The organism is Streptomyces sp. NPDC006372 (genome assembly GCF_040612515.1).
Taxonomy (GTDB): Bacteria; Actinomycetota; Actinomycetes; order Streptomycetales; family Streptomycetaceae; genus Streptomyces.
Window position 1 is genome coordinate 19,670 of record NZ_JBEXQJ010000041.1, and the last position, 23,293, is coordinate 42,962.

The 23,293-nt window shown below is 71.2% G+C and carries 22 protein-coding genes; 9 read left to right on the forward strand and 13 right to left on the reverse strand.

Annotation, left to right across the window (positions count from 1 at the left end; genetic code table 11):
• Positions 1-97: 97 nt before the first annotated feature.
• Complete coding sequence (locus ABZ016_RS37180; protein WP_356921160.1) at positions 98-1,741, forward strand: DNA repair helicase XPB; 1,644 nt, start codon at positions 98-100, stop codon at positions 1,739-1,741.
• Here ABZ016_RS37180 and ABZ016_RS37185 read toward each other — a convergent pair whose 3' ends face one another.
• Entirely contained in the window at positions 1,742-1,930 is a 189-nt protein-coding gene (locus ABZ016_RS37185) for a hypothetical protein (protein ID WP_356921161.1), read from the reverse strand.
• 271 nt (positions 1,931-2,201) lie between these two features.
• Here ABZ016_RS37185 and ABZ016_RS37190 point away from each other — a divergent pair, with 271 nt between their 5' ends.
• A complete protein-coding gene (locus ABZ016_RS37190; RefSeq protein ID WP_356921162.1) occupies positions 2,202-4,262 on the forward strand; it encodes an ATP-binding domain-containing protein in 2,061 nt (686 codons plus the stop codon).
• A 12-nt stretch (positions 4,263-4,274) separates the two neighbouring features.
• On the opposite strand, the gene ABZ016_RS37195 is transcribed toward ABZ016_RS37190, so the two are convergent.
• The 4 genes from ABZ016_RS37195 to ABZ016_RS37210 all read right to left on the reverse strand — a co-directional run bounded on the left by ABZ016_RS37195 (position 4,275) and on the right by ABZ016_RS37210 (position 8,150).
• A complete protein-coding gene (locus ABZ016_RS37195) occupies positions 4,275-5,015 on the reverse strand; it encodes an SDR family oxidoreductase (RefSeq protein WP_356921163.1) in 741 nt (246 codons plus the stop codon).
• Between the two features lie 27 nt (positions 5,016-5,042).
• Entirely contained in the window at positions 5,043-6,593 is a 1,551-nt protein-coding gene (locus ABZ016_RS37200) for a BTAD domain-containing putative transcriptional regulator (protein ID WP_356921164.1), read from the reverse strand.
• 73 nt (positions 6,594-6,666) lie between these two features.
• Complete coding sequence (locus ABZ016_RS37205; protein WP_356921165.1) at positions 6,667-7,359, reverse strand: copper homeostasis protein CutC; 693 nt, start codon at positions 7,357-7,359, stop codon at positions 6,667-6,669.
• Positions 7,360-7,469: 110 nt separating this feature from the next.
• Positions 7,470-8,150, reverse strand: a complete 681-nt coding sequence (locus tag ABZ016_RS37210; protein WP_356921166.1) for a maleylpyruvate isomerase family mycothiol-dependent enzyme — start codon at positions 8,148-8,150, stop codon at positions 7,470-7,472.
• Positions 8,151-8,195: 45 nt separating this feature from the next.
• Here ABZ016_RS37210 and ABZ016_RS37215 point away from each other — a divergent pair, with 45 nt between their 5' ends.
• Positions 8,196-8,840 (forward strand): hypothetical protein, encoded by a 645-nt coding sequence (locus ABZ016_RS37215; RefSeq protein ID WP_356921167.1) that lies wholly within the window; start codon positions 8,196-8,198, stop codon positions 8,838-8,840.
• A gap of 52 nt (positions 8,841-8,892) precedes the next feature.
• Positions 8,893-9,945 (forward strand): GNAT family N-acetyltransferase, encoded by a 1,053-nt coding sequence (locus ABZ016_RS37220; protein WP_356921201.1) that lies wholly within the window; start codon positions 8,893-8,895, stop codon positions 9,943-9,945.
• On the opposite strand, the gene ABZ016_RS37225 is transcribed toward ABZ016_RS37220, so the two are convergent.
• Together ABZ016_RS37225 and ABZ016_RS37230 are read right to left on the reverse strand one after the other, a co-directional pair.
• Positions 9,918-10,205 (reverse strand): DUF4031 domain-containing protein, encoded by a 288-nt coding sequence (locus ABZ016_RS37225; RefSeq protein WP_356921168.1) that lies wholly within the window; start codon positions 10,203-10,205, stop codon positions 9,918-9,920. The genes ABZ016_RS37220 and ABZ016_RS37225 overlap by 28 nt on opposite strands.
• Before the next feature lie 7 nt (positions 10,206-10,212).
• Positions 10,213-10,596: a hypothetical protein gene (locus tag ABZ016_RS37230; protein WP_356921169.1), complete on the reverse strand. Its 384-nt coding sequence runs from the start codon at positions 10,594-10,596 to the stop codon at positions 10,213-10,215.
• 55 nt (positions 10,597-10,651) lie between these two features.
• On the opposite strand from ABZ016_RS37230, the gene ABZ016_RS37235 reads away from it, so the two are divergent.
• Together ABZ016_RS37235 and murQ are read left to right on the forward strand one after the other, a co-directional pair.
• On the forward strand, positions 10,652-11,587 hold the full coding sequence (locus ABZ016_RS37235; protein ID WP_356921170.1) for a MurR/RpiR family transcriptional regulator: 936 nt from the start codon (positions 10,652-10,654) through the stop codon (positions 11,585-11,587).
• A 46-nt stretch (positions 11,588-11,633) separates the two neighbouring features.
• A complete protein-coding gene (murQ, locus tag ABZ016_RS37240; protein WP_356921171.1) occupies positions 11,634-12,566 on the forward strand; it encodes an N-acetylmuramic acid 6-phosphate etherase in 933 nt (310 codons plus the stop codon).
• A gap of 64 nt (positions 12,567-12,630) precedes the next feature.
• Here the strand turns inward: murQ and ABZ016_RS37245 are convergent, their stop codons facing one another.
• Together ABZ016_RS37245 and ABZ016_RS37250 are read right to left on the reverse strand one after the other, a co-directional pair.
• Positions 12,631-13,140: a DUF6624 domain-containing protein gene (locus tag ABZ016_RS37245; RefSeq protein WP_356921172.1), complete on the reverse strand. Its 510-nt coding sequence runs from the start codon at positions 13,138-13,140 to the stop codon at positions 12,631-12,633.
• 123 nt (positions 13,141-13,263) lie between these two features.
• Positions 13,264-15,324: a hypothetical protein gene (locus ABZ016_RS37250; RefSeq protein WP_356921173.1), complete on the reverse strand. Its 2,061-nt coding sequence runs from the start codon at positions 15,322-15,324 to the stop codon at positions 13,264-13,266.
• Between the two features lie 422 nt (positions 15,325-15,746).
• Between ABZ016_RS37250 and ABZ016_RS37255 the strand changes: the two genes are divergently transcribed.
• Genes ABZ016_RS37255 through ABZ016_RS37265 form a run of 3 tightly spaced genes read left to right on the forward strand, consistent with a single transcriptional unit; the run spans position 15,747 to position 17,865 of the window.
• On the forward strand, positions 15,747-16,550 hold the full coding sequence (locus ABZ016_RS37255) for a hypothetical protein (RefSeq protein ID WP_356921174.1): 804 nt from the start codon (positions 15,747-15,749) through the stop codon (positions 16,548-16,550).
• A gap of 59 nt (positions 16,551-16,609) precedes the next feature.
• Positions 16,610-17,281: a Uma2 family endonuclease gene (locus ABZ016_RS37260; RefSeq protein ID WP_356921176.1), complete on the forward strand. Its 672-nt coding sequence runs from the start codon at positions 16,610-16,612 to the stop codon at positions 17,279-17,281.
• A gap of 14 nt (positions 17,282-17,295) precedes the next feature.
• On the forward strand, positions 17,296-17,865 hold the full coding sequence (locus ABZ016_RS37265; RefSeq protein WP_356921177.1) for a hypothetical protein: 570 nt from the start codon (positions 17,296-17,298) through the stop codon (positions 17,863-17,865).
• Position 17,866: 1 nt separating this feature from the next.
• On the opposite strand, the gene ABZ016_RS37270 is transcribed toward ABZ016_RS37265, so the two are convergent.
• From ABZ016_RS37270 to ABZ016_RS37285, 4 genes are all read right to left on the reverse strand, one after another.
• Positions 17,867-19,423 carry a carboxylesterase family protein gene (locus ABZ016_RS37270; RefSeq protein WP_356921178.1) on the reverse strand — a complete coding sequence of 519 codons (1,557 nt, stop codon included), beginning with the start codon at positions 19,421-19,423 and terminating at the stop codon, positions 17,867-17,869.
• Between the two features lie 89 nt (positions 19,424-19,512).
• The gene (locus ABZ016_RS37275) at positions 19,513-20,649 is read right to left on the reverse strand and encodes an NADH:flavin oxidoreductase (protein WP_356921179.1); all 1,137 of its coding nucleotides are present in this window, start codon (positions 20,647-20,649) and stop codon (positions 19,513-19,515) included.
• Between the two features lie 196 nt (positions 20,650-20,845).
• Positions 20,846-22,468 (reverse strand): chaperonin GroEL, encoded by a 1,623-nt coding sequence (gene groL / locus ABZ016_RS37280; RefSeq protein WP_356921180.1) that lies wholly within the window; start codon positions 22,466-22,468, stop codon positions 20,846-20,848.
• A 333-nt stretch (positions 22,469-22,801) separates the two neighbouring features.
• Positions 22,802-23,005 (reverse strand): cold-shock protein, encoded by a 204-nt coding sequence (locus tag ABZ016_RS37285; protein ID WP_003949956.1) that lies wholly within the window; start codon positions 23,003-23,005, stop codon positions 22,802-22,804.
• Between the last annotated feature and the right edge of the window lie 288 nt (positions 23,006-23,293).

Here is a 23,293-nt window from a genome sequence, read left to right on the forward strand (position 1 = left end):
GATCACACCACCGGGGGCGGACGATCAGGCACACTGGACGTTTGGCCGAGTCGTTCGAACCGTCCGAGCCGTCCGGCCACGGGAAAGGGTGCCGCGCGTGAATGGTCCGCTGATCGTCCAGTCCGACAAGACCCTGCTGCTGGAAGTCGACCACGAGCAGGCCGACGACTGCCGCCGGGCCATCGCCCCGTTCGCGGAGCTGGAGCGGGCGCCGGAGCACATCCACACCTACCGGGTGACCCCGCTGGGTCTGTGGAACGCCCGCGCGGCGGGCCATGACGCCGAGCAGGTCGTGGACGCGCTGGTGCAGTACAGCCGCTACCCGGTGCCGCACGCGCTGCTCGTCGACATCGCCGAGACGATGGACCGCTACGGCCGGCTCACGCTGTCCAAGCACCCGGCGCACGGCCTGGTCCTGACCACCACGGACCGTCCGGTGCTGGAGGAGGTGCTGCGGTCGAAGCGGATCGCCCCGCTGGTCGGCACCCGGATCGACCCGGACACGGTCGTCGTGCACCCCTCCGAGCGCGGGCAGATCAAGCAGACCCTGCTGAAGCTGGGCTGGCCGGCCGAGGACCTCGCCGGGTACGTCGACGGCGAGGCGCACGCGATCGAGCTGGCCGAGGACGGCTGGGCGCTCAGGCCGTACCAGAAGCAGGCCGTGGAGAACTTCTGGCACGGCGGGTCGGGCGTGGTCGTCCTGCCCTGTGGCGCGGGCAAGACGCTGGTCGGTGCCGGGTCGATGGCGCAGGCCAAGTCCACGACGCTGATCCTCGTCACCAACACCGTCTCCGCCCGGCAGTGGAAGCACGAGCTGGTGCGGCGGACGTCGCTCACCGAGGACGAGATCGGCGAGTACAGCGGGACGCGCAAGGAGATCCGGCCCGTCACCATCGCCACGTACCAGGTGCTGACGACGAGGCGGAAGGGTGTCTATCCGCACCTGGAGCTGTTCGACTCGCGGGACTGGGGGCTGATCGTCTACGACGAGGTGCACCTGCTGCCCGCGCCGGTCTTCAAGTTCACCGCCGACCTCCAGGCCCGTCGGCGCCTCGGCCTCACGGCCACCCTGGTCCGCGAGGACGGCCGCGAGTCCGACGTGTTCTCCCTGATCGGCCCCAAGCGGTTCGACGCGCCCTGGAAGGAGATCGAGGCGCAGGGCTACATCGCGCCCGCCGACTGTGTGGAGGTCCGGGTCAGCCTGACGGACTCCGAGCGGCTCGCGTACGCCACGGCCGAGACGGAGGAGAAGTACCGCTTCTGTGCGACGACCGACACCAAGCGGAAGGTCACCGAGGCGATCGTCCGCCGTTTCGCCGGGCAGCAGATCCTCGTCATCGGCCAGTACATCGACCAGCTCGACGAGCTGGGTGAGCATCTGGGCGCGCCGGTGATCAAGGGCGAGACGTCCAACGCGCAGCGGGAGAAGCTGTTCGACGCCTTCCGGGAGGGCGAGATCAGCGTGCTCGTGGTGTCGAAGGTCGCGAACTTCTCGATCGACCTGCCGGAGGCGACGGTCGCGATCCAGGTGTCCGGGACGTTCGGCTCACGCCAGGAGGAGGCGCAGCGCCTCGGCCGGGTGCTGCGTCCGAAGTCCGACGGCCACCAGGCCCACTTCTACTCCGTGGTCGCCCGGGACACCATCGACCAGGACTTCGCCGCCCATCGCCAGCGCTTCCTGGCGGAGCAGGGGTACGCGTACCGGATCGTGGACGCGGACGAACTCCTGGCCGAGAGCTGATCACTTGCGGCGGACCACGCCCACTTCCTCTCCGTACTGACCGAGGATGATCACGTCGAAGGCGGCGCCCGCGAAGACCTTGACGGCGCGCAGGGCATCGCCGAGGCGATGACGGTGGCTGCCCGTCACGGCGGTGGCGCCGGGCGGGCGGCTCGGGCCCGGGGCGGGGGAGACGGTTGCTGCGCTCATGTCTCCATGGTGCGTTTTCGCCCGTAAAGCCCGCGTCGGTCTCGGGACCGAACCTGCCCGCTCCGCTCGTACGCCTGCGGGCCGACTCCTGCCCCTCCGGGAGGACGCCCCCGTCCCCTAGGGGACGAGAAAAAAACCGTTGGCGGTCGCCTCCCCCGCCCGTCTAGGATCTCCGCTCTTGCCCGCCTCCCCGAGGGAGTGCCGCCGACCGGACGGAAACCGGCCGGCATCTCACCGCCATCTCTCCAGCAGGTCCTCCGGAGGCACTCCCTTGTCCACGCCCGTCGACAACCCCCTCTCCCGCGAGCGCTCCCACCTCGCCGCCTCCCGTTCCGCCCTGCGTGCCATGCGCGAGGACGTCGAGGCCCTCGACATCAGCGACGTCACCGCGAACTGGGTCAACGCCGAGGTGCTGGCTCACCAGATCGAGGAACGCATCAAGGCCCTGGCCGACCTCAGCGACACCCCGCTGTTCTTCGGCCGGCTGGACTATCTGCACGCGCCGGGGAGTGAACAGGCGGAAGGGGCGGAAGGGGAACGCTTCTACATCGGGCGGCGGCATGTGCACGACGCCGACGGCGACCCCATGGTGATCGACTGGCGTGCGCCCGTCTCGCAGCCGTTCTACCGGGCGTCCAAGAAGGACCCCATGGACGTCGCGCTGCGCCGCCGCTTCGGCTACACGGGCGGCGATCTCACGGCCTACGAGGACGAGCACCTGTCGGACCCGGCCGAAGCGGCGAAGACCAGCAGACTCCTCCAGCAGGAGATCGAGCGTCCACGCGTCGGCCCGATGCGGGACATCGTCGCGACGATCCAGCCCGAGCAGGACGAGATCGTGCGCTCCGGCCTGTCCGGCACGGTGTGCGTGCAGGGCGGCCCGGGCACCGGGAAGACCGCCGTCGGCCTGCACCGGGTCGCCTTCCTCCTCTACGCCCACCGCGAGCGCCTGGCCCGCACCGGCACCCTCGTCATCGGACCGAACCGCTCCTTCCTGCACTACATCGAGCAGGTGCTGCCCGCCCTCGGCGAGCTGACCGTCCAGCAGGCCACCGTCGACGACCTCGTGGCCCACGTGGAGATCAAGGGCACGGACGACGCGACGGCCGCCGTCGTCAAGGGCGACGCCCGGATGGCGCGGGTGCTGCGCAGGGCCCTGTACGCGCACGTCACGATGCCCACCGAACCGGTCGTGGTCGTGCGCGGCTCCCGCCGCTGGCGTGTCCCGGCGTACGAACTGGAGGACATCGTCCGCGAGTTGCTCGACCGCGACATCCGCTACGGCGCCGCCCGCGAGGCCCTGCCGCAGCGTGTCGCGCACGCCGTGCTGGTGCAGATGGAACGCTCGGGGGAGGCGCCGGACGACCGGGTGCAGGACGCGGTGGCACGCAACAGTGCGGTCAAGGCGGCCGTCAAAGCGGTCTGGCCTGCCGTCGACCCCGCGAAGCTGGTGCTGCGGCTGCTGTCGGACGCGGACTTCCTGGCCGAGCACGCGGCGGGGATCCTCGACGAGGAGGAGCAGAAGGCGGTCCTGTGGGCGAAGCCCGCGCGCAGCGTCAAGTCGGCCACATGGTCGGCCGCGGACGCCGTTCTCGTGGACGAGGCCACCGACCTGATCCAGCGCACGCACTCCCTCGGACACGTCGTCCTCGACGAGGCACAGGACCTCTCCCCCATGCAGTACCGGGCGGTCGGCCGCCGCTGCACCACCGGCAGCGCGACCGTCCTCGGCGACCTGGCGCAGGGCACCACGCCGTGGGCGACCCGCGACTGGCAGGAGGCGCTGCGGCACCTGGGCAAGCAGGACGCGCTGGTCGAGGAGCTGACGGCGGGTTTCCGCGTACCGACGGACGTCATCACCTACGCCTCCCGGCTGCTGCCGCACATCGCCCCGGGGCTCACGCCGGTCGTGTCGATCCGGGAGAACCCGGGCCACTTCGAGGTCCGGAGCGTCACCGGCACCGCCGATGTGGTCGGCGCCTGCCGCGAGTCGCTGCGGCACGAGGGCTCGACGGGCCTGATCGCGGCGGACGCCCGGGTCCCGGAGCTGGCCCGCGCCCTGGCGGAGGCCGGCATCCCGTACCTCGGCCCGGGCGAGGAGACCACACAGGAGACCCGCCTGACCCTGGTACCGGCATCACTCGCCAAGGGTCTGGAGTACGACTACGTGGTCCTGGACGAGCCGCGGGCCGTGGTCGACGGCGAGCCGGACGAACGGACCGGGCTGCGGCGCCTGTACGTGGCGCTGACGCGAGCGGTGTCGGGGCTGATCGTCACGCATGCGGCGGGGCTGCCGCCGCAACTGCCCGCCGCCGAAGCGTCGGGCAGTTGACGGGGCACCGGCTCAGGTCGCGACCAAGCCGCCGTCGGCGGTGAGGACCGCGCCGGTGATGTAGCCGGCCTTGTCGGAGGCCAGGAACACCACGGCCTCCGCGATCTCCTCGGGCTCGCCGGCGCGGGCGAGGGGTGTGTTCCGGCTGAACTCGTCGAACATCTCGCCCACCGTGTCGACCGCCATGTCGGTGCGGATCGGGCCGGGCGCCACGGAGTTGACGCGAACGCCCGCCGCGCCGAACTCGACGGCCCACGAGCGGGTCAGCGCGTCCATCGCGGCCTTGGAGGCGTTGTAGACGGAGCCGACCGGGGTGCCGATCTGCCCGGCGATCGACGACACGTTGACGATCGCGCCCTTCTTCTTGGCCACCATCGCCGGCACGAGCGCGGCCGTCAGGAAGTAGGTCGCCCGCACGTTGATGTCGAACACCTGCTCGTAGCTGTCGAGCGACTGCTCGGGGGTCGTCGAGAACGGGAAGATGCCCGCGTTGTTCACGAGCACGTCCACTTCGCCGACCTCCTCGGCGAGCCGCCGGACGTCGTCGATGTTCGCGACGTCCGCGACGACGAAGTGGCCCGTCCCGCCCGCCTGCTCGATCAGCTCGACGGTCTCCTTGCCGAGTTCGGCCCTGCGCCCGGTCACGTAGACGGTGGCACCCGCCTCCGCGAGCTTGACCGCGATCGCGCGGCCGATGCCCGACGTGGCGCCGGTGACGAGTGCCTTCTTGTCCTGAAGTTCCTTGGTTGACATGTCTGCGAGCCTGGCCGCGCCACATCGTCACAGCATAATTTCCGTATATACGGCCTGGTCACGTCGCGAGGAGGCAGCCGTGCGCAGCCCGAAGCCGAAGCGCACGAACTGCGGCAGCCGGTAGCGGCCGAGTACGAGCGGCTCGAGCAGGTGCACGCCCGCGAGCGACTCCAGCACCAGCTCGATCTCGCCGGGATCGGCCCCGGACATCGCCGCCGCCTCGTGACTGTCGATCACCTCGGCGTCCTGGCGCGCGAAGCACGAGAGCAAGTGCCGTTCCGGATCGCTCAGTTGCTTCTCGGTCTCGATCAAGGGGGCCAGCATGGCGGCGCAGTCGGGCGGGATCACGTCGGTGAGCCTGCTGTCCCGCTCCATCTGCAGCAGCACCATCTCGATCGTCCAGTGCGGACGCGAGCTGAGCCTGCCGCCGATCACCCTGATCGGGTGCGGCAGTCGCGAGAGGCGTTCCAGCAGCACCTCGGCCTGCTCGGGTTCCGCGTCCGCCCGCACCGGGCCGAAGACCTTGCGGAAGAACTCCCGCGCATCCCGCTCGGCCAGCCCGGCGATCTCCAGCCATGTCACCCCCGGCAGCTCGTTCAACCGGCGGACGCTCGTGAGGATCATCGCCGAGCCGGGCGTGGCGAGGTCGCGCACGGCCGCCGCGTCCCGCACGTCGTCGACCACGACCAGGAACCGTTTGCCGCGCGTCTTCTCCCGCCACAGCGCGGCCCTGTCGCCGACGGGGTTCTCCACGCCGACCGCGCGCAACAGCTCACCGGCGACGTCCCTGCCCCGGACGAAGATCTGCCCGTCCGGGAAGCGGCCCTTGACGAGATGGCCGATCCGGGTCGCCAGCGCGGTCTTGCCGCTGCCCCGCATACCGGTGATGCCCACCGTGCCCGGCAACGTCCGGAGAGCCTGCTCGATCTCCTCGGCGCGGCCGGTGAAGTCGCTCAGATCCGGCAGCAGCTGCTCCGGCCTGCGCGGCAGGGTGAGATCGCCGTTGAGGATCTGCGCGTGGACCTCGCGCAGCTCCGGCCCGGGTTCGAGGCCGAACTCCTCGTCGAGGAGCGCCCGCGCCCGGTGGAAGTGGTCCAGTGCCTCACCCTGCCTGCCCTCCAGGTAGAGCGCGCGCATCAGGAGGGCGCGGGGCCTTTCCCTGAGCGGGAAGGCGGCGACGTGCTTCTGCAGCTCCAGCACGTCGGGTTCGCGTTCGAGGCAGTCCTCCCGCGTCTTGAGCCGGTGGTCACCGAGCCGCACCCGTTGCGCGTCGAAGTAGGCACTCCTCAGCCCCTCCAAGGGCTCGCCCCGGCAGTCGTCGACGACCTCCGCGCGGACCGTGTACCCGCCGTCCCTGGACGTCAGGTCCAAGTCCGGAAGCGTCTTGCGGATCTTGTACACGTACGTCCGCAACGCCATCACCGCACTCGGCGTCGGGTCGTCCCACACCATGTCGATCAACTGGTCGTTGCTCAGCCGGATGCCGTTGTTCAGCAGCAACGCCGCCAGCACCGCCCGCTGCTGGCGCGGCCCCAGTCCGACCTCCTCCTCGTCGCGCCAGGCTCGTACGGGACCCATCAGTGAGAAGCGCAGGCTCATGCACCAGCACAACGCACGGGCGCTTCCCCTGCTTCCCCCTGGCTTCGTGTGGTCAGGTGGCGTCCAGGGCGGCCCGCCACCGTGCGACGGCCTCCGCCGACACCGGCGCCGCCCAGCCCTCCGGCCGGGCCGCCCCGCCGATGTGGAAGCCGTCGACCCCGGCCTTCAGCAGCGTCGGCACATGGTCGAGCCGCAGCCCGCCCCCGACCAGCAGGTGCTGCTCGTAGCCCGGCTCTCCTCGGCGGGCCGCCTCCGCGAGCAGCACGGGAAGCCCGTCGTCGACCCCGTCGCCGGAGCCCGCCGTGAGGTAGGTGTCGAGTCCGGGCATCCCGTCGAGCTGTTTGCGCAGGGCGTCGCGGTCGGCGGCCCGGTCGATCGCCCGGTGGAACGTCCAGGGGCAGCCGTCCAGCACCCCGACGACCCGCTCCACCGCCGCCAGGTCCACCCCGCCGTCCGGGCCGAGGAACCCGAGCACGAACTCCTCGGCCCCGGCCTCCCGCAGCTCGGCCGCCACCCGGAGCAGCCGGTCGACGTCCCCGGCCGCGAAGCCGTCGGCGAGCCGCAGCATCACCCGCAGCGAGAGGTCGACGGCCCGGCGGATCCCGGTGACGATGGCGGCCGGCGGGGTGAGCCCGTCGGCCGCCATGTCGGTGACCAGCTCCAGCCGGTCCGCGCCTCCCGCCTGGGCGGCGACCGCGTCCTCGACGTCGAGGGCGATCACCTCCAGGACTGCACGCTTGCTCATGGGGCCCCTTCGTCGGCATGGAATCGGCGTTCGGCAACAGGTCTAGTCCAATCAAAGACTACGCTGCCCCGTCGCGCCGCCTCCCACGCCCCGGCCGGGCCCCGGGTGCCTCAGCCGAAGATGTTCAGCTCCTTCGCCTCCACCCCGGCCAGCTCGAAGCCCGGCGCCCCGTCGACCGGCCGCCCGGTGCAGAGCCGCACCAGGGTCGGCCCGTCCCCGATGAAGCGCCCCGGGGGCCGCTCCCCGCCGCTCTCCCCCAGCCGCAGCGGTTCGTCCTGGTCGTCGAGGTCGGCGTGCAGCGGCACCCGCCCCCGCTCGCGGGTGATCCGGGCGAGCAGCGCGAGCGCGTCCGGCAGCCCGGCCCCGCCGTACGCCCCGGGCTCCCCCAGGGCCTCGCGCACGTCCCCGGCGTGCACCCACTCCCCCAGCGCGAGGCCGTCCAGCTTCCCGTCCGCCCGGGCGATCACGGGACCGACCTCGGTCAGTCCGCGCTCCAGCTCGTCCACGACCTGAGCGTTGGTCCAGCCGTCGCGATCGGCGATGTCCCGGTCGTTCGACGCGGGCGAGAACACCCCCTCCTCGAACCGGTTCTCCACCACCCGGATGAGCGCGGCCGAGCAGTGCGCCAGCACCGCCCGCACCGACCAGCCCGGACACGCGGCCACGGGCAGCGCGAAGTCCTCGTCGGCCCGGCTCCGCAGCAGCGGAATCAGCGCGTCACGCTCGATCGTGAGCAGCCGCCCGGGCTGCTCGGGGTCCCGTACGTCAGGCACATCAGCAGGAGTCGTCATGCACCCACGCTAGGGCCCACCCCCGGGCAGCGGGAGAATGCCCCCATGGCCGATCCCGACGCCCTCCGCGCCCGTTTCACCCGCACCCTGGAAGCGGCCAGGGGCCCGGCCGCCGGTCCGGACCCGGCGCCGTACGCCGACAACCTGCTGGCCCGCTGGCAGGAGCCGCAGCGCCGGTACCACACGGTCGAGCACCTCACGGCGGTCCTCGACCACGTCGACGTACTGGAGAAGTACGCGACGGACCCGGACGTGGTCCGGCTGGCCGCCTGGTTCCACGACGCGGTCTACCTCCCCGACCGCTCCGAGAACGAGGAACGCTCGGCCCGGCTCGCGGAACGCGCCCTCGCGGAAGCCGGTGTTCCCGACGCGAAGACCGCCGAGGTGGCCCGCCTGGTCCGGCTCACCGTCAGCCACGACCCGGCCGACGACGACCCCGACGGCCAGGTGCTGTGCGACGCCGACCTGGCGATCCTCGCCTCGCCGCCATCGGCGTACGCCGCCTACACCACTGCCGTCCGCGAGGAGTACCACTTCGTCCCGAACGACGCCTTCCGCACGGGCCGCGCCGCGATCCTGCGCCAACTGCTCGACCTGCCGAAGCTGTTCAGGACCCCGCACGGAACGGCCGAGTGGGAGGCGACGGCCCGCTACAACCTGGCCGCCGAGCTGGAAATGCTGTCGCCCTGACCCCACGGCCCCTCGTAGCCTGCCCACCATGTGGACAACGGGTGCGGAACAGGTGGAGCGGGCCGTCGACGAGTGCGTCGGCCTGCTGGGGGCGGTCACCGAGCGGGACTGGGAGGGGGTGCGGGCCGGGCGGCTGGAGTGGAGCTGCCGGGAGACGGCCGTGCACATCGCCGAGGACCTCATCGGGTACGCGGGGCAGTTGGCCGGGCGGGAGCCCGAGAGCTACACGCCCTTCGAGATGTCGCTGGAGGAGGGGACCGACAATGCGGGTGCGGTGCGGGTGATCCGCACGATGGGGGCCCTGTTCGCCGCCGCGATCAGGACGACGCCGCGTGAGGTGCGGGCCTTCCATCCGTACCCCTTCCGCAGCGCGAACCGTGAGGGGTTCGCCGCCATGGGTGTCGCCGAGGTCCTGCTGCACACGCACGACATCGCCGAAGGCCTGGGCGTCGCCTACGAAGCGGACTCCGAGCTGTGCGACTTCGTCCTCACCCGGATCTTCCCGCACGTCCAGCCCGGACCCACCCCGTGGCGGACCCTGCTGTGGGCCACCGGCCGCGGTGACCTGCCGGGCCGCGACCCGGTCACCGCGTGGCGGTGGAGCAACAACCACGTGATCCCCACCGACCGGCTCACGCTCCAGGGGGTCACTCCGGCGGCGGCCAACGACCTGGCCACGGTGGGCGACGGCGGCTTCGAGTGGATCGAGGGCGGCCCGATGGACGGCACCCGGGTCGGCTCCGGACTGGTGTACAAGCAGTACGAGGACGGCGTCCACCGGCCGGAGTGGGGCACGTACGTGCTGGTCCGCCGCGACGACGGCCGCGCGCTCGGCGCCATGGGGTTCCACAGCGTCCCGGACGAGGACGGCCGGGTGGAGGTCGGCTACGACCTCGTCGAAGCGGCCCGGGGCCACGGCTACGCCACCGAGGCGCTGCTCGCGCTGTCGGCGTGGGCGCTGAGCCGGGAGGAGGTACGGACGGTGGTCGCGAACGTCGAGCGGGACAACACCCCCTCGCACAACGTCCTCGCCCGTGCCGGCTTCAAGGCCGTCGCGGAGGACGACGAGCAGGTCGCCTACGAGCTGCGCGAACCCGGCGTCTGAGCCCGCCCCTTCGGCCGTCGCAGCCCGGCCCCGTGCAGCAGCCGCACCACCTCGCGGCTGCTGACCTCCACGGCCCCGGCGTCCACCGCGTCCGCGTACCGCTGGGCGGGGATGTCGTAGTGATCGCGTTCGAAGGCGCGCCGGGGCACGCCGAGGCGTTCGGCGAAGGCGTGCAGTTCGTCGTAGGAGACGTCGCTGACCAGGTGCGACCACATACGGCCGTGCCCCGGCCAGGCCGGCGGGTCGATGTAGATCGTCACCGGGGCCTCACGAGGACGCCGCCCCGCCGAGGGCCTCGCCCAGCGAACCCACCGCCGCCACCTTCACGCCCGCCTCGCTGCACACCCAGTGCGGGTCGGGCCCCAACTCCGGCTGCACGTCCAGGGCGTGCGGGTCGCCGGTGCCGCACACCGGGCACAGCGGCCAGCGGCCGTAGCGCTCCAGCAGGGCGTCCTGCACGTCCTGGGCGACCAGACCGGCCACGTACGGGGCACCCTCGGGCCACTGCTCGACCCACCACCGCCGCTGCACGACGGACTCCTCGACCAGGGTCACGACGTCCGCCTCGGCGACGCGTCCCGCCATGAGGTCGGCCAGCACGAGGGCGCGTGCGGCGTGCAGCGCCTGTTCCAGGGGGCTGATGGGGTCCATGCCCCCATTGTGCGCACTCTTGACCGCGACACCGAGCCGAAAATATCTTTCAAGGGTGACCCGTGAAGTGAAGGAAACTTTCTCAGGTGGTCCCAGGGCCATGGTCGGCACGCTCGGCACCCCGCCCGCGCCCGCCGCCCTCGCGGCCAAGGTCCGCACCCTGGGCCCGTCGATGACGCGTTCCATGCAGCGCGTCGCCGAGGCCGTGGCGGGGGACCCGGCCGGCTGCGCGGCCCTCACGGTCACCGGCCTCGCCGAACTCACCGGCACCAGCGAGGCGACCGTCGTACGCACCGCCCGGCTGCTGGGCTATCCGGGTTACCGGGACCTGCGCCTGGCCCTCGCCGGCCTCGCCGCGCAGCAGCAGTCCGGCCGCGCCCCCGCCATCACGACGGACATCGCCGTGGACGACCCGATCGCCGACGTGGTCGCGAAGCTCGCCTACGACGAGCAGCAGACCCTCGCCGACACCGCCGCCGGCCTCGACACGGTCCAACTGGGCGCGGCCGTCACCGCACTGACCGGCGCCTCCCGCACCGACGTGTACGGGATCGGGGCGTCCGGGCTGGTCGCCCAGGACCTGACGCAGAAGCTGCTGCGCATAGGGCTGATAGCGCACGCCCACAGCGACCCGCACCTCGCCGTCACCAACGCCGTGCAACTGCGCGCGGGCGACGTCGCGATCGCCATCACGCACTCCGGTTCGACCGGGGACGTCATCGAGCCGCTGCGGGTCGCCTTCGAGCGCGGGGCGACGACGGTGGCGATCACCGGCCGCCCCGGCGCACCGGTCACCCAGTACGCCGACCACGTCCTCACCACGTCCACCGCGCGGGAGAGCGAGCTGCGCCCCGCGGCGATGTCGTCCCGCACCGGTCAGCTCCTTGTGGTGGACTGCCTGTTCGTGGGGGTGGCGCAGCGGACGTACGAGACGGCGGCGCCGGCGCTCTCGGCGTCGTACGAGGCGCTGGCCCACCGGCACCGACCCTGAGGCCGCCGCCACGCCCAGCACCGGAAAGACACGGAAAGAGCCGTCCATGACCTCCACTTCCGACGCCCGCGAGCTCAGAAACGAGTTGGAGTCCCTCACCACCGAGGCCTTCCGGCCCGAGCTCGCGGACATCGACCGGCTGCCCACGCTCGAGATCGCGCGGCTGATGAACGGCGAGGACGCCACCGTGGCCGGTGCGGTCGCGGCGCGGCTGCCGGAGATCGCCGCCGCGATCGACGCCGTGGCTCAGCGGATGGCCCGCGGGGGCCGTCTGGTCTACGCGGGTGCCGGCACGGCGGGCCGGCTCGGTGTGCTGGACGCCTCCGAGTGCCCGCCCACCTTCAACACCGACCCGTCCCGGGTCGTCGGTCTCATCGCGGGCGGCCCACCGGCCATGGTCACCTCGGTCGAGGGCGCGGAGGACTCCCGGGACCTGGCCCGGGCCGACCTGGAGGCCCTCGACCTGACCCCCGACGACACGGTGGTCGGCATCTCCGCGTCCGGCCGCACCCCGTACGCCATCGGCGCGGTCGAGCACGCCCGCGCCCGCCGCTCCCTCACCGTCGGCCTCGCCTGCAACGCCGGCAGCCCCCTCGCGGCCGCCGCCGACCACGGCATCGAGATCGTCGTGGGCCCGGAGTTGCTCACCGGCTCCACCCGCCTGAAGGCCGGCACGGCCCAGAAGCTCGTCCTCAACATGCTCTCGACCATCACGATGATCCGCCTGGGCAAGACCTACGGGAACCTGATGGTCGACGTCCGCGCCTCCAACGACAAACTCCGCGCCCGCTCCCACCGCATCGTCGCGCTGGCCACCGGAGCCGACGACAAGGAGATCGAAGAGGCCCTCACCGCCACCGACGGCGAGGTGAAGAACGCGATCCTGACGATCCTGGCCGACGTGGACGGCCCCACGGCGGCGCGCCTGCTGGCGGAGTCCGACGGCCACCTGCGAGCGGCACTGGCAGCGACCGACTGACTCGGCCGCATCCGGCGGGTGCTGGTGCCCGCGGCGACGCCGGCAACGCGGTCCGCGCCCAGGATCACCGGAACCGCGCGACGTACGCGGCGAACGGCTCGATGCCGGCCTCCGCGCGCAGTGCGTCCACGCGGCCGGGCTCGGTGCAGGGCCAGGGGATCGGCGAGCCGTCGTCACGCACTCCCGCGATCTGGGTGCCGTAGACCTGCTCGCGCCCCTCGTTCACGAGCGTGCGGTCCCGCAGGAACGCCAGCTCACGAGCCTTGGCCTCCCCCGCTTCCACAGCCTCCTCCAGCAGCCGCAGCGCCCGCCGCTGCACGTCCAGTTGCCGGTCGGCGTGCTGGGCGACGAGCCAGGCCGCCCGGGCGGCGTCCTCGCCGACGAGGGCGGCCGTGGGCCAGCCGACCTCGTCCATGATCTCGTTCAGCCGGTCCCCGTGCCGAGCGGTGAGCCGCCGCCACGCCAGCTGCTCGGCCGGGTCGTCGCTGTTCGCGGCTCCGGTGACGGCCTTCTCGTGGTCGGCGGCGGCCATGGCGGTCAGCTCCTCCGAGAGGGCCGTCAGGTCGCGGTTCATGGTCAACTCCTCTGCTGCACAGGCTGGTTGACAGAACCCTAAAGCCGTATTCGCCCCGAAAAGATCATTCCGGAGGACGGTGACGCGAGCCCGCCGAGGAAGGGATACTGGATCTACCCCCGATCAGCCGGAGAGCTGGACGACCGCCTCCTGCCCGACCGTGGACCTCTCCGTCTGCTCCCGTTCCACCTGCTCCCGCTCCGCCTGCTCCGCCGCGGCCTTCTCGGCCAGGGCGTTGACCGCCGAGTTGAACCGCTCCATCGAGGTGGGACGGTCGGGACCCAGGACGTACTCCTTGAGGATCCGGCGCTCGGATGCCATCGGGTCGCGGCGCGGTGTGCGGACCGCGTCCAGGATCTCCGGCAGCCGTGCGCAGTCCCGGTCGAGCAGGTAGGCGCCCCCGGCGGTGGTGTAGGCGGCCCGGAAGGCCTCGTCCGTCAGGTCGTTCGCGTTGGTCAGGACGTACGGCTTGAGGCTCGCCACGAAGTCCGCGACCACCGAGGAGACATCGCTGATCAGCATGTCCGCTTGGTCGAAGCACTCGTACAACGTGGGCAGCTGCTTGAGGATCACCTGGTGCCGGACCGGCCCTCGGCTCTCCCAGAAGAGCCGGTGCCACTCGGCCCGCAACTCGCGCCACTCCGCCTCCCCGTCCCGGCCGGGCAGACGTGCCTCGCGTGTCTGCTGGGCGTCGTCCCCGGCGAGCCGCCCGGACAGTTCGCCCAGCCGGGCCTGGATCTCGGCGAGCCGCGGGCGGGCAGCGGCGATTGCGGCCTCGGCTCCCTCGGCGTCACGCCGCTCGTTGTCGGCGCGCAGCAGCTGCCGGATCGCCCGGTCGGCTTCGGCCGCTGCAGGGGAGCGCTTGCCGGTGAGGGGGTGCGGCTTGTAGAGGACCCGTACGTTCTCGGCGAGCAGCTTCTCGACCAGCGGCACGCCCATCGGGATCAGGGACGTGTGGCAGTCGTCGTCGCTCCAGCCCTCCCAGGTCGGCGCGTACAGCACGGTGGGCAGCGGCCCCGGCACGTGGCCGGCGTGCAGCCGGATCGACGACAGCTGCGGACGCCCCACCTCGACGATCGCCTCGTCACTGATGGCGTGCCGCACCCGCTGGTACCGGTCACGCCCGGCCCGCCCGGCCACCCAGATCTCGTCGTACACCTTGCTCACCCGGTTGCTGCTGGCGAGCTTGTCGCTGTCGCCGTGCCCGATAAAGACGTGCTTGGCCTCGGCGACGCGCAGCATGTGCACGTTCTTGCCCGCGTTGCCGGGATAGAGGACGACCCGGAGCTCGGGCAGCTCCAGCTGTGCCACGTCGTCGGCCTTCGGCACGCACACGACCGGGATCCGGGTACGGCCCAGATAGCGGAACGAGGCCCGTTCCCGCAGGATGATCAACGGCCGCCGGTCGAGCTGCTCCAGCGTCTCGATCCACATGTTGACCTGGTACATGAAGTCCCGGGACACGGACGCGAAGCTGAAGTACAACGCCACCTCCGGCCGGTATCCGGCGAGCTGCCGGTTGACCTCACCGATCACCTCGTCCCGCGACGGCATCCGGCGGGCCCGGCGCAGCTGCCCCAGCAGGGCCACGACGGCCGCGACCGCGAGCCCGGCGGTGAGCGCGAAGCCGATCGCCGCGGGCTGCCACACCCCGGCCGCGAGCGCGACGAGCAGCCCCGCGTGGGCCGGCAGATCGAGATGCAGCAGCTTGCGCAGGAAACGCCGGTAGAGGACGGCGGGCGGGGACTGCGGAATGCCCGCCCCGCTCATGTCGAGGTTGCGCACCACCACCGGAAGGATGCGCCGCCTCCGTATCGCGTGATGCACCGCCGTGTACAGAACCACCAGCGTGAAGTGGGCACTGAGCACGGCCAGCGCGGCCACCAGCACCGCGTCCGGCGCGTCCATGCGCTCGGCCAGGGCCAGCAGCATCACCGTCCGCACGGCGAACCGCAGCGTGCGGGTCAGCTGCAGCGCGGCCAGCCGTCGTACGAAGGCGGGAGCACGGGTGTGCAGCACCTCGTCCGCGGCGTAACTCACGGCCGACGCCACGGCGAAGCCCCACAGCGAGGGCAGCAGCGCGAAGACGGGCAGTGCGGCGAAACCGGCGGCGAACAGGAACACGAGAAGAAGGTCGGTCTTCCCGCGCACACGCAGGACACCGCACAGCCAACGGAGCGTCATAAGACAGGATTCCTCTGGGGAAAAGGTGCGTTTTCCGGAGTGGCGTGCGGTGGGGCGTACGCCGCTGTATGCGCGATACGCCAGTTCGACAGCGATGACGGTCGAATGGTTGTACACCGGCCGTTGTCTCTTACTTCACCGTGACTTCATCTTCGGATCGAGACGGCCTGAGCTTCGGGATCCGGGCTTCGAGCCCTCTTTTCGAGGAATGGGCGGAGGGCCTCAACCCGCCCTCCCACCCTGCGTGTTGACTTGACGCGTTCGGCTTGCCACGGACAGTCACGAGCCTCTAACGTTCCTGGACAAGCAACAGCCCCCGCCAGGTGCTACCAACACCTGCGGGGGCTTAACCAACGAGATCGAAAGACGTCGATCCCTTGGCTGAAGCCAACTTTAGTGCTGCCTTCCCGTCCACGCACCCCATGGCGGGCCCGGGTTACGGCAAACGCAGCGCCCCTGACCAACCCCCCGGCACAAACCACGACTTCGCCCACCTCCCACCCCGCGAAGCCGCCATCGCCGCCTACCTGGACCGACTCCCCGACGGCGCGGACATCTCCGTGAAGACGCTGGCCAAGCAACTCCCCTACGGACAGTGCGCCCTGGGCACGGCCCTCAACCGCATCCAGCAGGCAGGCCACCTGCGCCGCGGCCGGGAATGCGTCACGGCCGACGACGGCAGCTCCCGCTGGATCACCCGATCGTGGTTCTCCCGCACCGCACGTGACGATGCCTGGTGGGCGGCCTTCATACGAGGCGACGTACCGACGCAGCAGCGCCCCACCCGCTCCCGGGCACACATCCTCCTGGCCGCTCTCGGCCGCGCCGCCCCCGTCCTGTCCCTCTCTCAGGCCGATTGCGCGACGCTCGCCCCGCTGGTGACGGAGTGGTTCGAGCGAGGCGCCTCGGAGGGCGACGTACTGCGTGCGCTCACGGCCGGCCTGCCGACGCCCGTCCACCACCCCGCCGCGCTGGTCCGCAACCGCCTGACCAGCAAACTCCCGCCCCCACCCGCCCCACGTCCGCCGCTACGGGTCTTGGAGTGCGCGAACTGCGGCGCCCCGGGCCGCCCGGAAACCCTGCCAGGGGGGCGTTGCAGCGCCTGTCGGGGCGAACGCGCCCCCGCGCAACCCCCTGCACCTCTGTCCGCCCCCACGGTCCACGCCCACGCGGCCAGGATCCGCGCCGCGATGTCCCAACGACGACAAGAGAAGGCATACGCATGACGGCTCCTACGGTGCGACGTCACTCCTCCAGGGCACGATGGAAGGGAGGAGGCACCACCATGACCCCTGGTACCGCTGACCGCCCGCTGATGCCCATCGAGGACTTCGAGGATCTTGCCGACGCGGCCCCTGACCACGTGCGGCTCGAATACGTCGACGGACGCGTCCGCACGAAGGACCCGCTCAGCGTCGAGGACTTCGAAGAGCTGGAACGCCGCGCCCCGGAGACCGTGCGGCTCGAGTACATCAACGGAAAACTAGAGGTCAAGGCGATGCCGGACGGCAACCACAGCGAGATTCACATGTGGCTGCTTGAGCAGTGCCTGCACCATCGGCCCGACCTGCGGCTCCACCACGAGCGAGGCGTCCGGACCGAGGCCTACCGCAAGGGCCGTGCCCGGGCCGACGGGGCTCTCGTACGACGGGGGTACTTCAAAGGGCACGGTGAGTGGTCCGCTGCCAACGGCGTCCTCATGGTCGTCGAGATCACCTCCCACGACCGTGACACCAACCAGCGGGACCGCATCGACAAGCCCGTCGGATACGCGGCAGTGGACATCCCCGTCTACCTGCTCATCGACCGCGACCACAACACGGTCGTCGTGTACAGCGAGCCCGAGGACGGCCGGTACCAGCAGAAAACGTCCCACGCCTGGGGCACCCCGGTCGAGCTGCCCGAGCCTCTCGGCTTCACTCTGGACACCGAAGAACTCAAGGACTACGCCGACTGAGGACAATGGGCACCATGAACCACGCCCAGCTCACCGCCCTAGGCCGCGCCCTCCGTCTCCTCGGTGAGCACGGCGAAGCCCTCACCTCCGACACCCCGGACGCCAAGCTGCACGAGGTCAAGGGGGATCTGAAGCGGGCCCTGGAGCTGCTGGACGAGAGCGTCGCGGGCGCCGCGCCCAGCACACGGTGCCCCGAGCATCCGAACGGCCCGGTCGACGAGAACGCCCCCGACCTGTGCCTGCTGTGCGAGACCCGGCGCAGGGCCGCCCGCCGGAACGAGTTCAACGGGCCCGCCCCGCAGCAGCCGCAGCCAGCCCCCGTCCAGTCCCGCTACGGCGTGAGCGGCGACCGCCCCCAGCCCCAGCAGCGCTGGCTGCCGGAGCTGTGGAACGGCCAGACCTGGCAACTGTGCGGCACCCCGCGCCGGGACCGCCGCGAGGCCGAGATGTTCATCAACGCCCAGCGCCGCGCACCCCGGGCCGCGATGGCGTACCGGCTGGTGCACGAGTTCACCGACTACGAGGTGCTGCGGGTGTGGGGGACGCCGGTGCGGGTCGACATCGAGCCCATGGGCAACCTTTAGGTCATCCCAGCAGCAACGGCAGCGGGCGGAAGTCGTACCCCTCCCAGAGCCGCCGTGACGCCTCCTCCGGGTACGCCCGCACCTCCGGCTCCGCGTCCAGCACCTGCACCAGCCGCCGCTCCTCGTCGTACGCCGGCCAGCCCGGGTCCCCCGACCTCGCGAACCCCGTCCAGGACGCGCGGAAGCGGGACGACAGCGCCCGCACCGCGTCGGACGGCTCGACGCCCGCGAACAGCAGCGCCCCCAGATCCGCCCCGTACGTACCGAAGAGCAGGGGTATGTCCAGACCGTGGCAGGCGCCCAGCGCGCCGCCGTTCCCGGGGGCCGGCCAGGTCAGTTCGTAGACGTGGGCCTGTCCGCCGCCCGCCCGCTGTGCCTCGGCCAGGTGCAGCGACGGCATGTTGAACAGCCAGTCCGTCTGCACGCGTTCGTAGAGCTCGCTCGGGGAGGCCTCGGGGAAGGCGGCCCGGTACGCCTGTCCACCGTCGGGGGCGAAGAGGCGGAGGGCTGCGGTCGCCTGTTCCTCCGTGATCTGGCCCAGCCGGCCCGCCATGGCGATGAAGAGCCGGTACTCGTCGCGGTTGTGGCCCACGAGCAGCTCGACGTCCTTCGCCGAACCGGCCGCCAGCGCCTGCCACGGCGCGGTCGGCAGCACCTCGCCGTCGACCACCGGAGAGAACGACGTGACCGTCGGCGCCGCCTGGCCCCAGCGGTCGATGTACTGGGGCATCTTCGGGCCCAACGCCTCGCCCGCCGCGGTCAGTTGCCGCGGAGCGATGGTCGAGAGGTCGGCGACCGTGGGCCGCAGCCCCACCTCGGCGGCGAGGGACGTGCCGATGTCTCGGGCCAGCGCGTCCGAGAAGAACGTCCCCGGCACGCTCTGCGCGATCGCCCGCCGGAACAGACCCGCCACGCGCGGCATGGCGAGCAGTGAGGCGACCGAACCGGCACCCGCGGACTCGCCGAAGACCGTGACCTGCCCGGGGTCACCGCCGAACGCCTCGATGTTGTCGCGCACCCACTCCAGTGCCGCGACCTGGTCGAGCAGTCCGCGGTTGGCGGGCGCGCCGTCGATGAACGCGAACCCCTCCATGCCCACGCGGTAGTTGAGGGACACGACCACGACATCGCCGTCGGCCGCGATGTGCCGGGCGTCGTAGCCGGGGCTGCCGGAGTGGCCGAGTTTGTAGGCGCCGCCGTAGATCCACACCATCACTGGGCGCCGGGCGGCCGGGTCCGGCTCGGGGGTCCAGACGTTGACCGTGAGCCAGTCGTCGCCCTCGGGGACGTCGAGCAGGCCCGGGCCGCCCAGGCTGCCGAGGTCCTGCGGGGGCGGCGGGCCGAAGGCGTGGGCGTCCCGTATGCCGTCCCAGGCATGGGCGGGGCGCGGGGCCATGAAGCGGGCCTCGCCCACCGGCGGTGCGGCGAACGGGATGCCACGGAAGACGGCGAGCCCCTCCTCCCTTCGGCCCCGGACCGCACCGGCGGTCGTCCGGACCACGGGCGCGGGCGCTTCGGGGGAACCGCCGGTCGGCGGGCGGGACTCGGTCGTCGGCATCTGGATCTCCTCACGTCATGCCGGTGAACAGGCGCTCAGTCAGTGTCCTTGACTGACGCAAGGAGATCCAGGTGTCACCGATTCCGGTGTCAGCTGAGGGACTTCAGCGCCGCCGCGTCGTACGGCGTCAGGTCACCGAAGCGGCCGTCGAGCACCTTCTGGGCCCACAGCGGGTCCTGGAGCAGGGCGCGGCCGACGGCGACCATGTCGAACTCGTCGCGCTCGAAGCGGTCGAGGAGGTTGTCGAGGTCGCCGACCTCGGCGCCCTGGCCCTGGAAGGACTTGAGGAAGTCGCCGCCGTTGAGGCCGACCGAGCCGACGGTGATGGTGGGCTTGCCGGTGAGCTTCTTGGTCCATCCGGCCAGGTTGAGGTCGGAGTCGTCGAACTCGGGGACCCAGTAGCGCCGGGTGGAGGCGTGGAAGGCGTCGACACCGGCGGCGGCCAGCGGGGTCAGGATGGCCTCCAGCTCCTCCGGGGTCTCGGCGAGACGGGCGTCGTAGGCCTCCTGCTTCCACTGGGAGTAGCGGAAGATGACGGGGAAGTCGGGCGAGACGGTCTCGCGGACGGCCGCGACGATCTCCGCCGAGAACTTGGTGCGGGCGACCGGGTCGCCGCCGTAGGCGTCGGTGCGGCGGTTGGTGCCCTCCCAGAGGAACTGGTCGAGCAGGTAGCCGTGGGCGCCGTGGATCTCCACGCCGTCGAAGCCGATGCGCTCGGCGGCGGCCGCGGCCTCGGCGAACGCGCCGATCACGGCGTCGAGGTCGGCTTGGGTCATGGCCTTGCCGGTGGGCTCCGTGGCGCCGATGCGCAGACCGGAGGGGCCGACGGCGGGGGCGTCGGCGACGGGCGGCTCGCCCTGGTTGCGGACCATGCCGATGTGCCACAGCTGGGGCACGATCGTGCCGCCCGCGGAGTGCACCGCCTCGGCGACCTTCGCCCAGCCCGCGAGCTGCTCCTCGCCGTGGAACCGGGGTACGCGGTCGCTCTGGCCGGCCGAGTCGTGGCCGACGTAGGTGCCCTCGGTGACGATCAGGCCGACCCCGGCGGAGGCGCGGCGCGCGTAGTACGACAGCACGTCCTCGCCGGGGATGCCGCCCGGGGAGAACATGCGCGTCATCGGCGCCATCACGATCCGGTTCGGGACGGTCAGGCCGCCCAGCGACACGGGCCGGGACAGGATTTCGGCGGCGCGGGAAGCGGCGGAGGCGGTGGCGGGGACGGTCACGTGGGGAACTCCTCAGAAGGTACCGGGCAGTATGTGCATACGCATAGGACGCACATTCCAACAGCCCGGCCCCGCCCACGGCATCCCGCCCCCGCTGTGATCCCGCACACGCCCGAGGGCGGCACTCCCTGTCGGAACAGGGAGTGCCGCCCTCGATGAGACCGTTGATCAACCCGGGGAATCCCCAGGGGGTCGATCAGAAGTCCATGTCACCGCCCGGCATGCCGCCGCCGGCCGGGGCAGCGGCCTTCTCCGGCTTGTCGGCGATGACGGCCTCGGTGGTGAGGAACAGCGCGGCGATGGAGGCGGCGTTCTGCAGGGCAGAGCGCGTCACCTTCGCCGGGTCGATGATGCCCTCGGCGATCATGTCGACGTACTCACCGGTCGCGGCGTTCAGGCCGTGGCCGACGGTGAGGTTGCGGACCTTCTCCACGACGACGCCGCCCTCGAGACCACCGTTGACGGCGATCTGCTTCAGCGGGGCCTCCAGCGCGAGCTTCACGGCGTTGGCGCCGGTCGCCTCGTCACCGTCGAGCTCCAGCTTCTCGAAGACCTGGGAGGCCTGCAGCAGGGCCACGCCACCACCGGCGACGATGCCCTCCTCGACGGCCGCCTTGGCGTTGCGCACGGCGTCCTCGATGCGGTGCTTGCGCTCCTTGAGCTCCACCTCGGTGGCGGCACCGGCCTTGATGACCGCGACACCGCCGGCGAGCTTCGCCAGGCGCTCCTGCAGCTTCTCGCGGTCGTAGTCCGAGTCGCTGTTCTCGATCTCGGCGCGGATCTGGTTGACCCGGCCGGCGACCTGGTCGGCGGAGCCGGCACCATCGACGATGGTGGTCTCGTCCTTGGTGATGACGACCTTGCGGGCCTTGCCCAGCAGGTCGAGCGTGGCGTTCTCCAGCTTGAGGCCGACCTCCTCGGAGATCACCTCGCCGCCGGTGAGGATGCCGATGTCCTGGAGCATCGCCTTGCGGCGGTCGCCGAAGCCCGGGGCCTTGACGGCGACGGACTTGAAGGTGCCACGGATCTTGTTGACGACCAGGGTCGACAGGGCCTCGCCCTCGACGTCCTCGGCGATGATCAGCAGCGGCTTGCCCGACTGCATGACCTTCTCCAGGAGCGGGAGCAGGTCCTTGACGTTCGAGATCTTGGAGTTCGCGATCAGGATGTACGGGTCGTCGAGGACGGCCTCCATACGCTCCATGTCGGTCGCGAAGTACGCCGAGATGTAGCCCTTGTCGAAGCGCATACCCTCGGTGAGCTCCAGCTCCAGACCGAAGGTCTGGGACTCCTCGACGGTGATGACGCCTTCCTTGCCGACCTTGTCCATGGCCTCGGCGATGAGCTCGCCGATCTGGGTGTCGGCGGCGGAGATGGAGGCCGTGGAGGCGATCTGCTCCTTGGTCTCGACGTCCTTCGCCTGCTCCAGCAGGGCGGCGGAGACGGCCTCGACGGCACGCTCGATACCGCGCTTCAGGGCCATCGGGTTGGCGCCGGCGGCTACGTTGCGCAGGCCTTCCTTGACCAGGGCCTGGGCGAGGACGGTCGCGGTGGTCGTACCGTCACCGGCGACGTCGTCCGTCTTCTTGGCGACTTCCTTGACCAGCTCGGCGCCGATCTTCTCGTACGGGTCCTCGAGCTCGATCTCCTTGGCGATGGAGACACCATCGTTGGTGATCGTGGGGGCGCCCCACTTCTTCTCGAGGACGACGTTGCGGCCCTTGGGGCCGAGCGTCACCTTGACGGCGTCCGCGAGCTGGTTCATGCCGCGCTCGAGGCCGCGCCGCGCCTCCTCGTCGAACGCGATGATCTTGGCCATGTGAAGTGGTCCCTCCAGGACTGGGGGTGATTACTTCGGACCGCGCCCGCGCCCGCGACGGACGGCTCGCTTGCCTGGTGGTTCCTTCCCCACCCGGCCTGCGGGCCTCACCGACCCGGTCCTTACGTTGTCACTCTCACCTTCAGAGTGCTAACGCAATGATTAGCACTCGGGCATGGCGAGTGCAAGCGCCTCCCGGGGTTCGGCCGGGGCGCTCAGCCACCCGCGAACACCGTCCGGCCGGCCCCCCGGGCAGGCCGAAGGGCCCGCACCCTCGGGGTGCGGGCCCTTCAGAGAAGACCGGTCGCTTGCGGTTGGTCGTGGAACGCGCGTTCAGGCAGCTACGCGAACCATGTCGGCCTGCGGACCCTTCTGGCCCTGCGAGATCTCGAACTCGACCCGCTGGCCCTCTTCCAGGGTGCGGTAGCCGTCCATCTGGATGGCGCTGTAGTGGACGAAAACATCCGCACCACCGTCGACCGCGATGAAGCCGTACCCCTTCTCCGCGTTGAACCACTTGACGGTGCCCTGAGCCATGCCTAACTCCCCTATTACTGGCCCTTGCACAGATCCGCACTTCGCGGACCCGGGTCAGACCTCACCCCCCACGGTTGGGGGCGTGCGCCGGAACGCGTCGACCGCGGCTGAATGTATCTGTCCAACTGCCGTCTGCAACAGGTCAATCGGACGAGAATTCTGGACGCGCAGCATCCGGAATGTGGGGAGAATTCGTGTGACTTCAGGGCAAGTCGGGCCACACAAAGGGAACAAAAGCCGCGAAAGACACTCACACTTTGGCTACATCTTGTCGGGCGCGCGGCAGGA

Coding starts and splice junctions, on each gene's coding strand:
- ABZ016_RS37185 (WP_356921161.1), bottom strand. CDS start 1,930: ATGAGCGCAGCAACCGTCTCCCCCGCCCCGGGCCCGAGCCGCCCGCCC.
- ABZ016_RS37195 (WP_356921163.1), bottom strand. CDS start 5,015: ATGTCAACCAAGGAACTTCAGGACAAGAAGGCACTCGTCACCGGCGCC.
- ABZ016_RS37200 (WP_356921164.1), bottom strand. CDS start 6,593: ATGGGTCCCGTACGAGCCTGGCGCGACGAGGAGGAGGTCGGACTGGGG.
- ABZ016_RS37205 (WP_356921165.1), bottom strand. CDS start 7,359: ATGAGCAAGCGTGCAGTCCTGGAGGTGATCGCCCTCGACGTCGAGGAC.
- ABZ016_RS37210 (WP_356921166.1), bottom strand. CDS start 8,150: ATGACGACTCCTGCTGATGTGCCTGACGTACGGGACCCCGAGCAGCCC.
- ABZ016_RS37215 (WP_356921167.1), top strand. CDS start 8,196: ATGGCCGATCCCGACGCCCTCCGCGCCCGTTTCACCCGCACCCTGGAA.
- ABZ016_RS37230 (WP_356921169.1), bottom strand. CDS start 10,596: ATGGACCCCATCAGCCCCCTGGAACAGGCGCTGCACGCCGCACGCGCC.
- murQ (WP_356921171.1), top strand. CDS start 11,634: ATGACCTCCACTTCCGACGCCCGCGAGCTCAGAAACGAGTTGGAGTCC.
- ABZ016_RS37245 (WP_356921172.1), bottom strand. CDS start 13,140: ATGAACCGCGACCTGACGGCCCTCTCGGAGGAGCTGACCGCCATGGCC.
- ABZ016_RS37250 (WP_356921173.1), bottom strand. CDS start 15,324: ATGACGCTCCGTTGGCTGTGCGGTGTCCTGCGTGTGCGCGGGAAGACC.
- ABZ016_RS37255 (WP_356921174.1), top strand. CDS start 15,747: ATGGCGGGCCCGGGTTACGGCAAACGCAGCGCCCCTGACCAACCCCCC.
- ABZ016_RS37260 (WP_356921176.1), top strand. CDS start 16,610: ATGACCCCTGGTACCGCTGACCGCCCGCTGATGCCCATCGAGGACTTC.
- ABZ016_RS37265 (WP_356921177.1), top strand. CDS start 17,296: ATGAACCACGCCCAGCTCACCGCCCTAGGCCGCGCCCTCCGTCTCCTC.
- ABZ016_RS37270 (WP_356921178.1), bottom strand. CDS start 19,423: ATGCCGACGACCGAGTCCCGCCCGCCGACCGGCGGTTCCCCCGAAGCG.
- groL (WP_356921180.1), bottom strand. CDS start 22,468: ATGGCCAAGATCATCGCGTTCGACGAGGAGGCGCGGCGCGGCCTCGAG.
- ABZ016_RS37285 (WP_003949956.1), bottom strand. CDS start 23,005: ATGGCTCAGGGCACCGTCAAGTGGTTCAACGCGGAGAAGGGGTACGGC.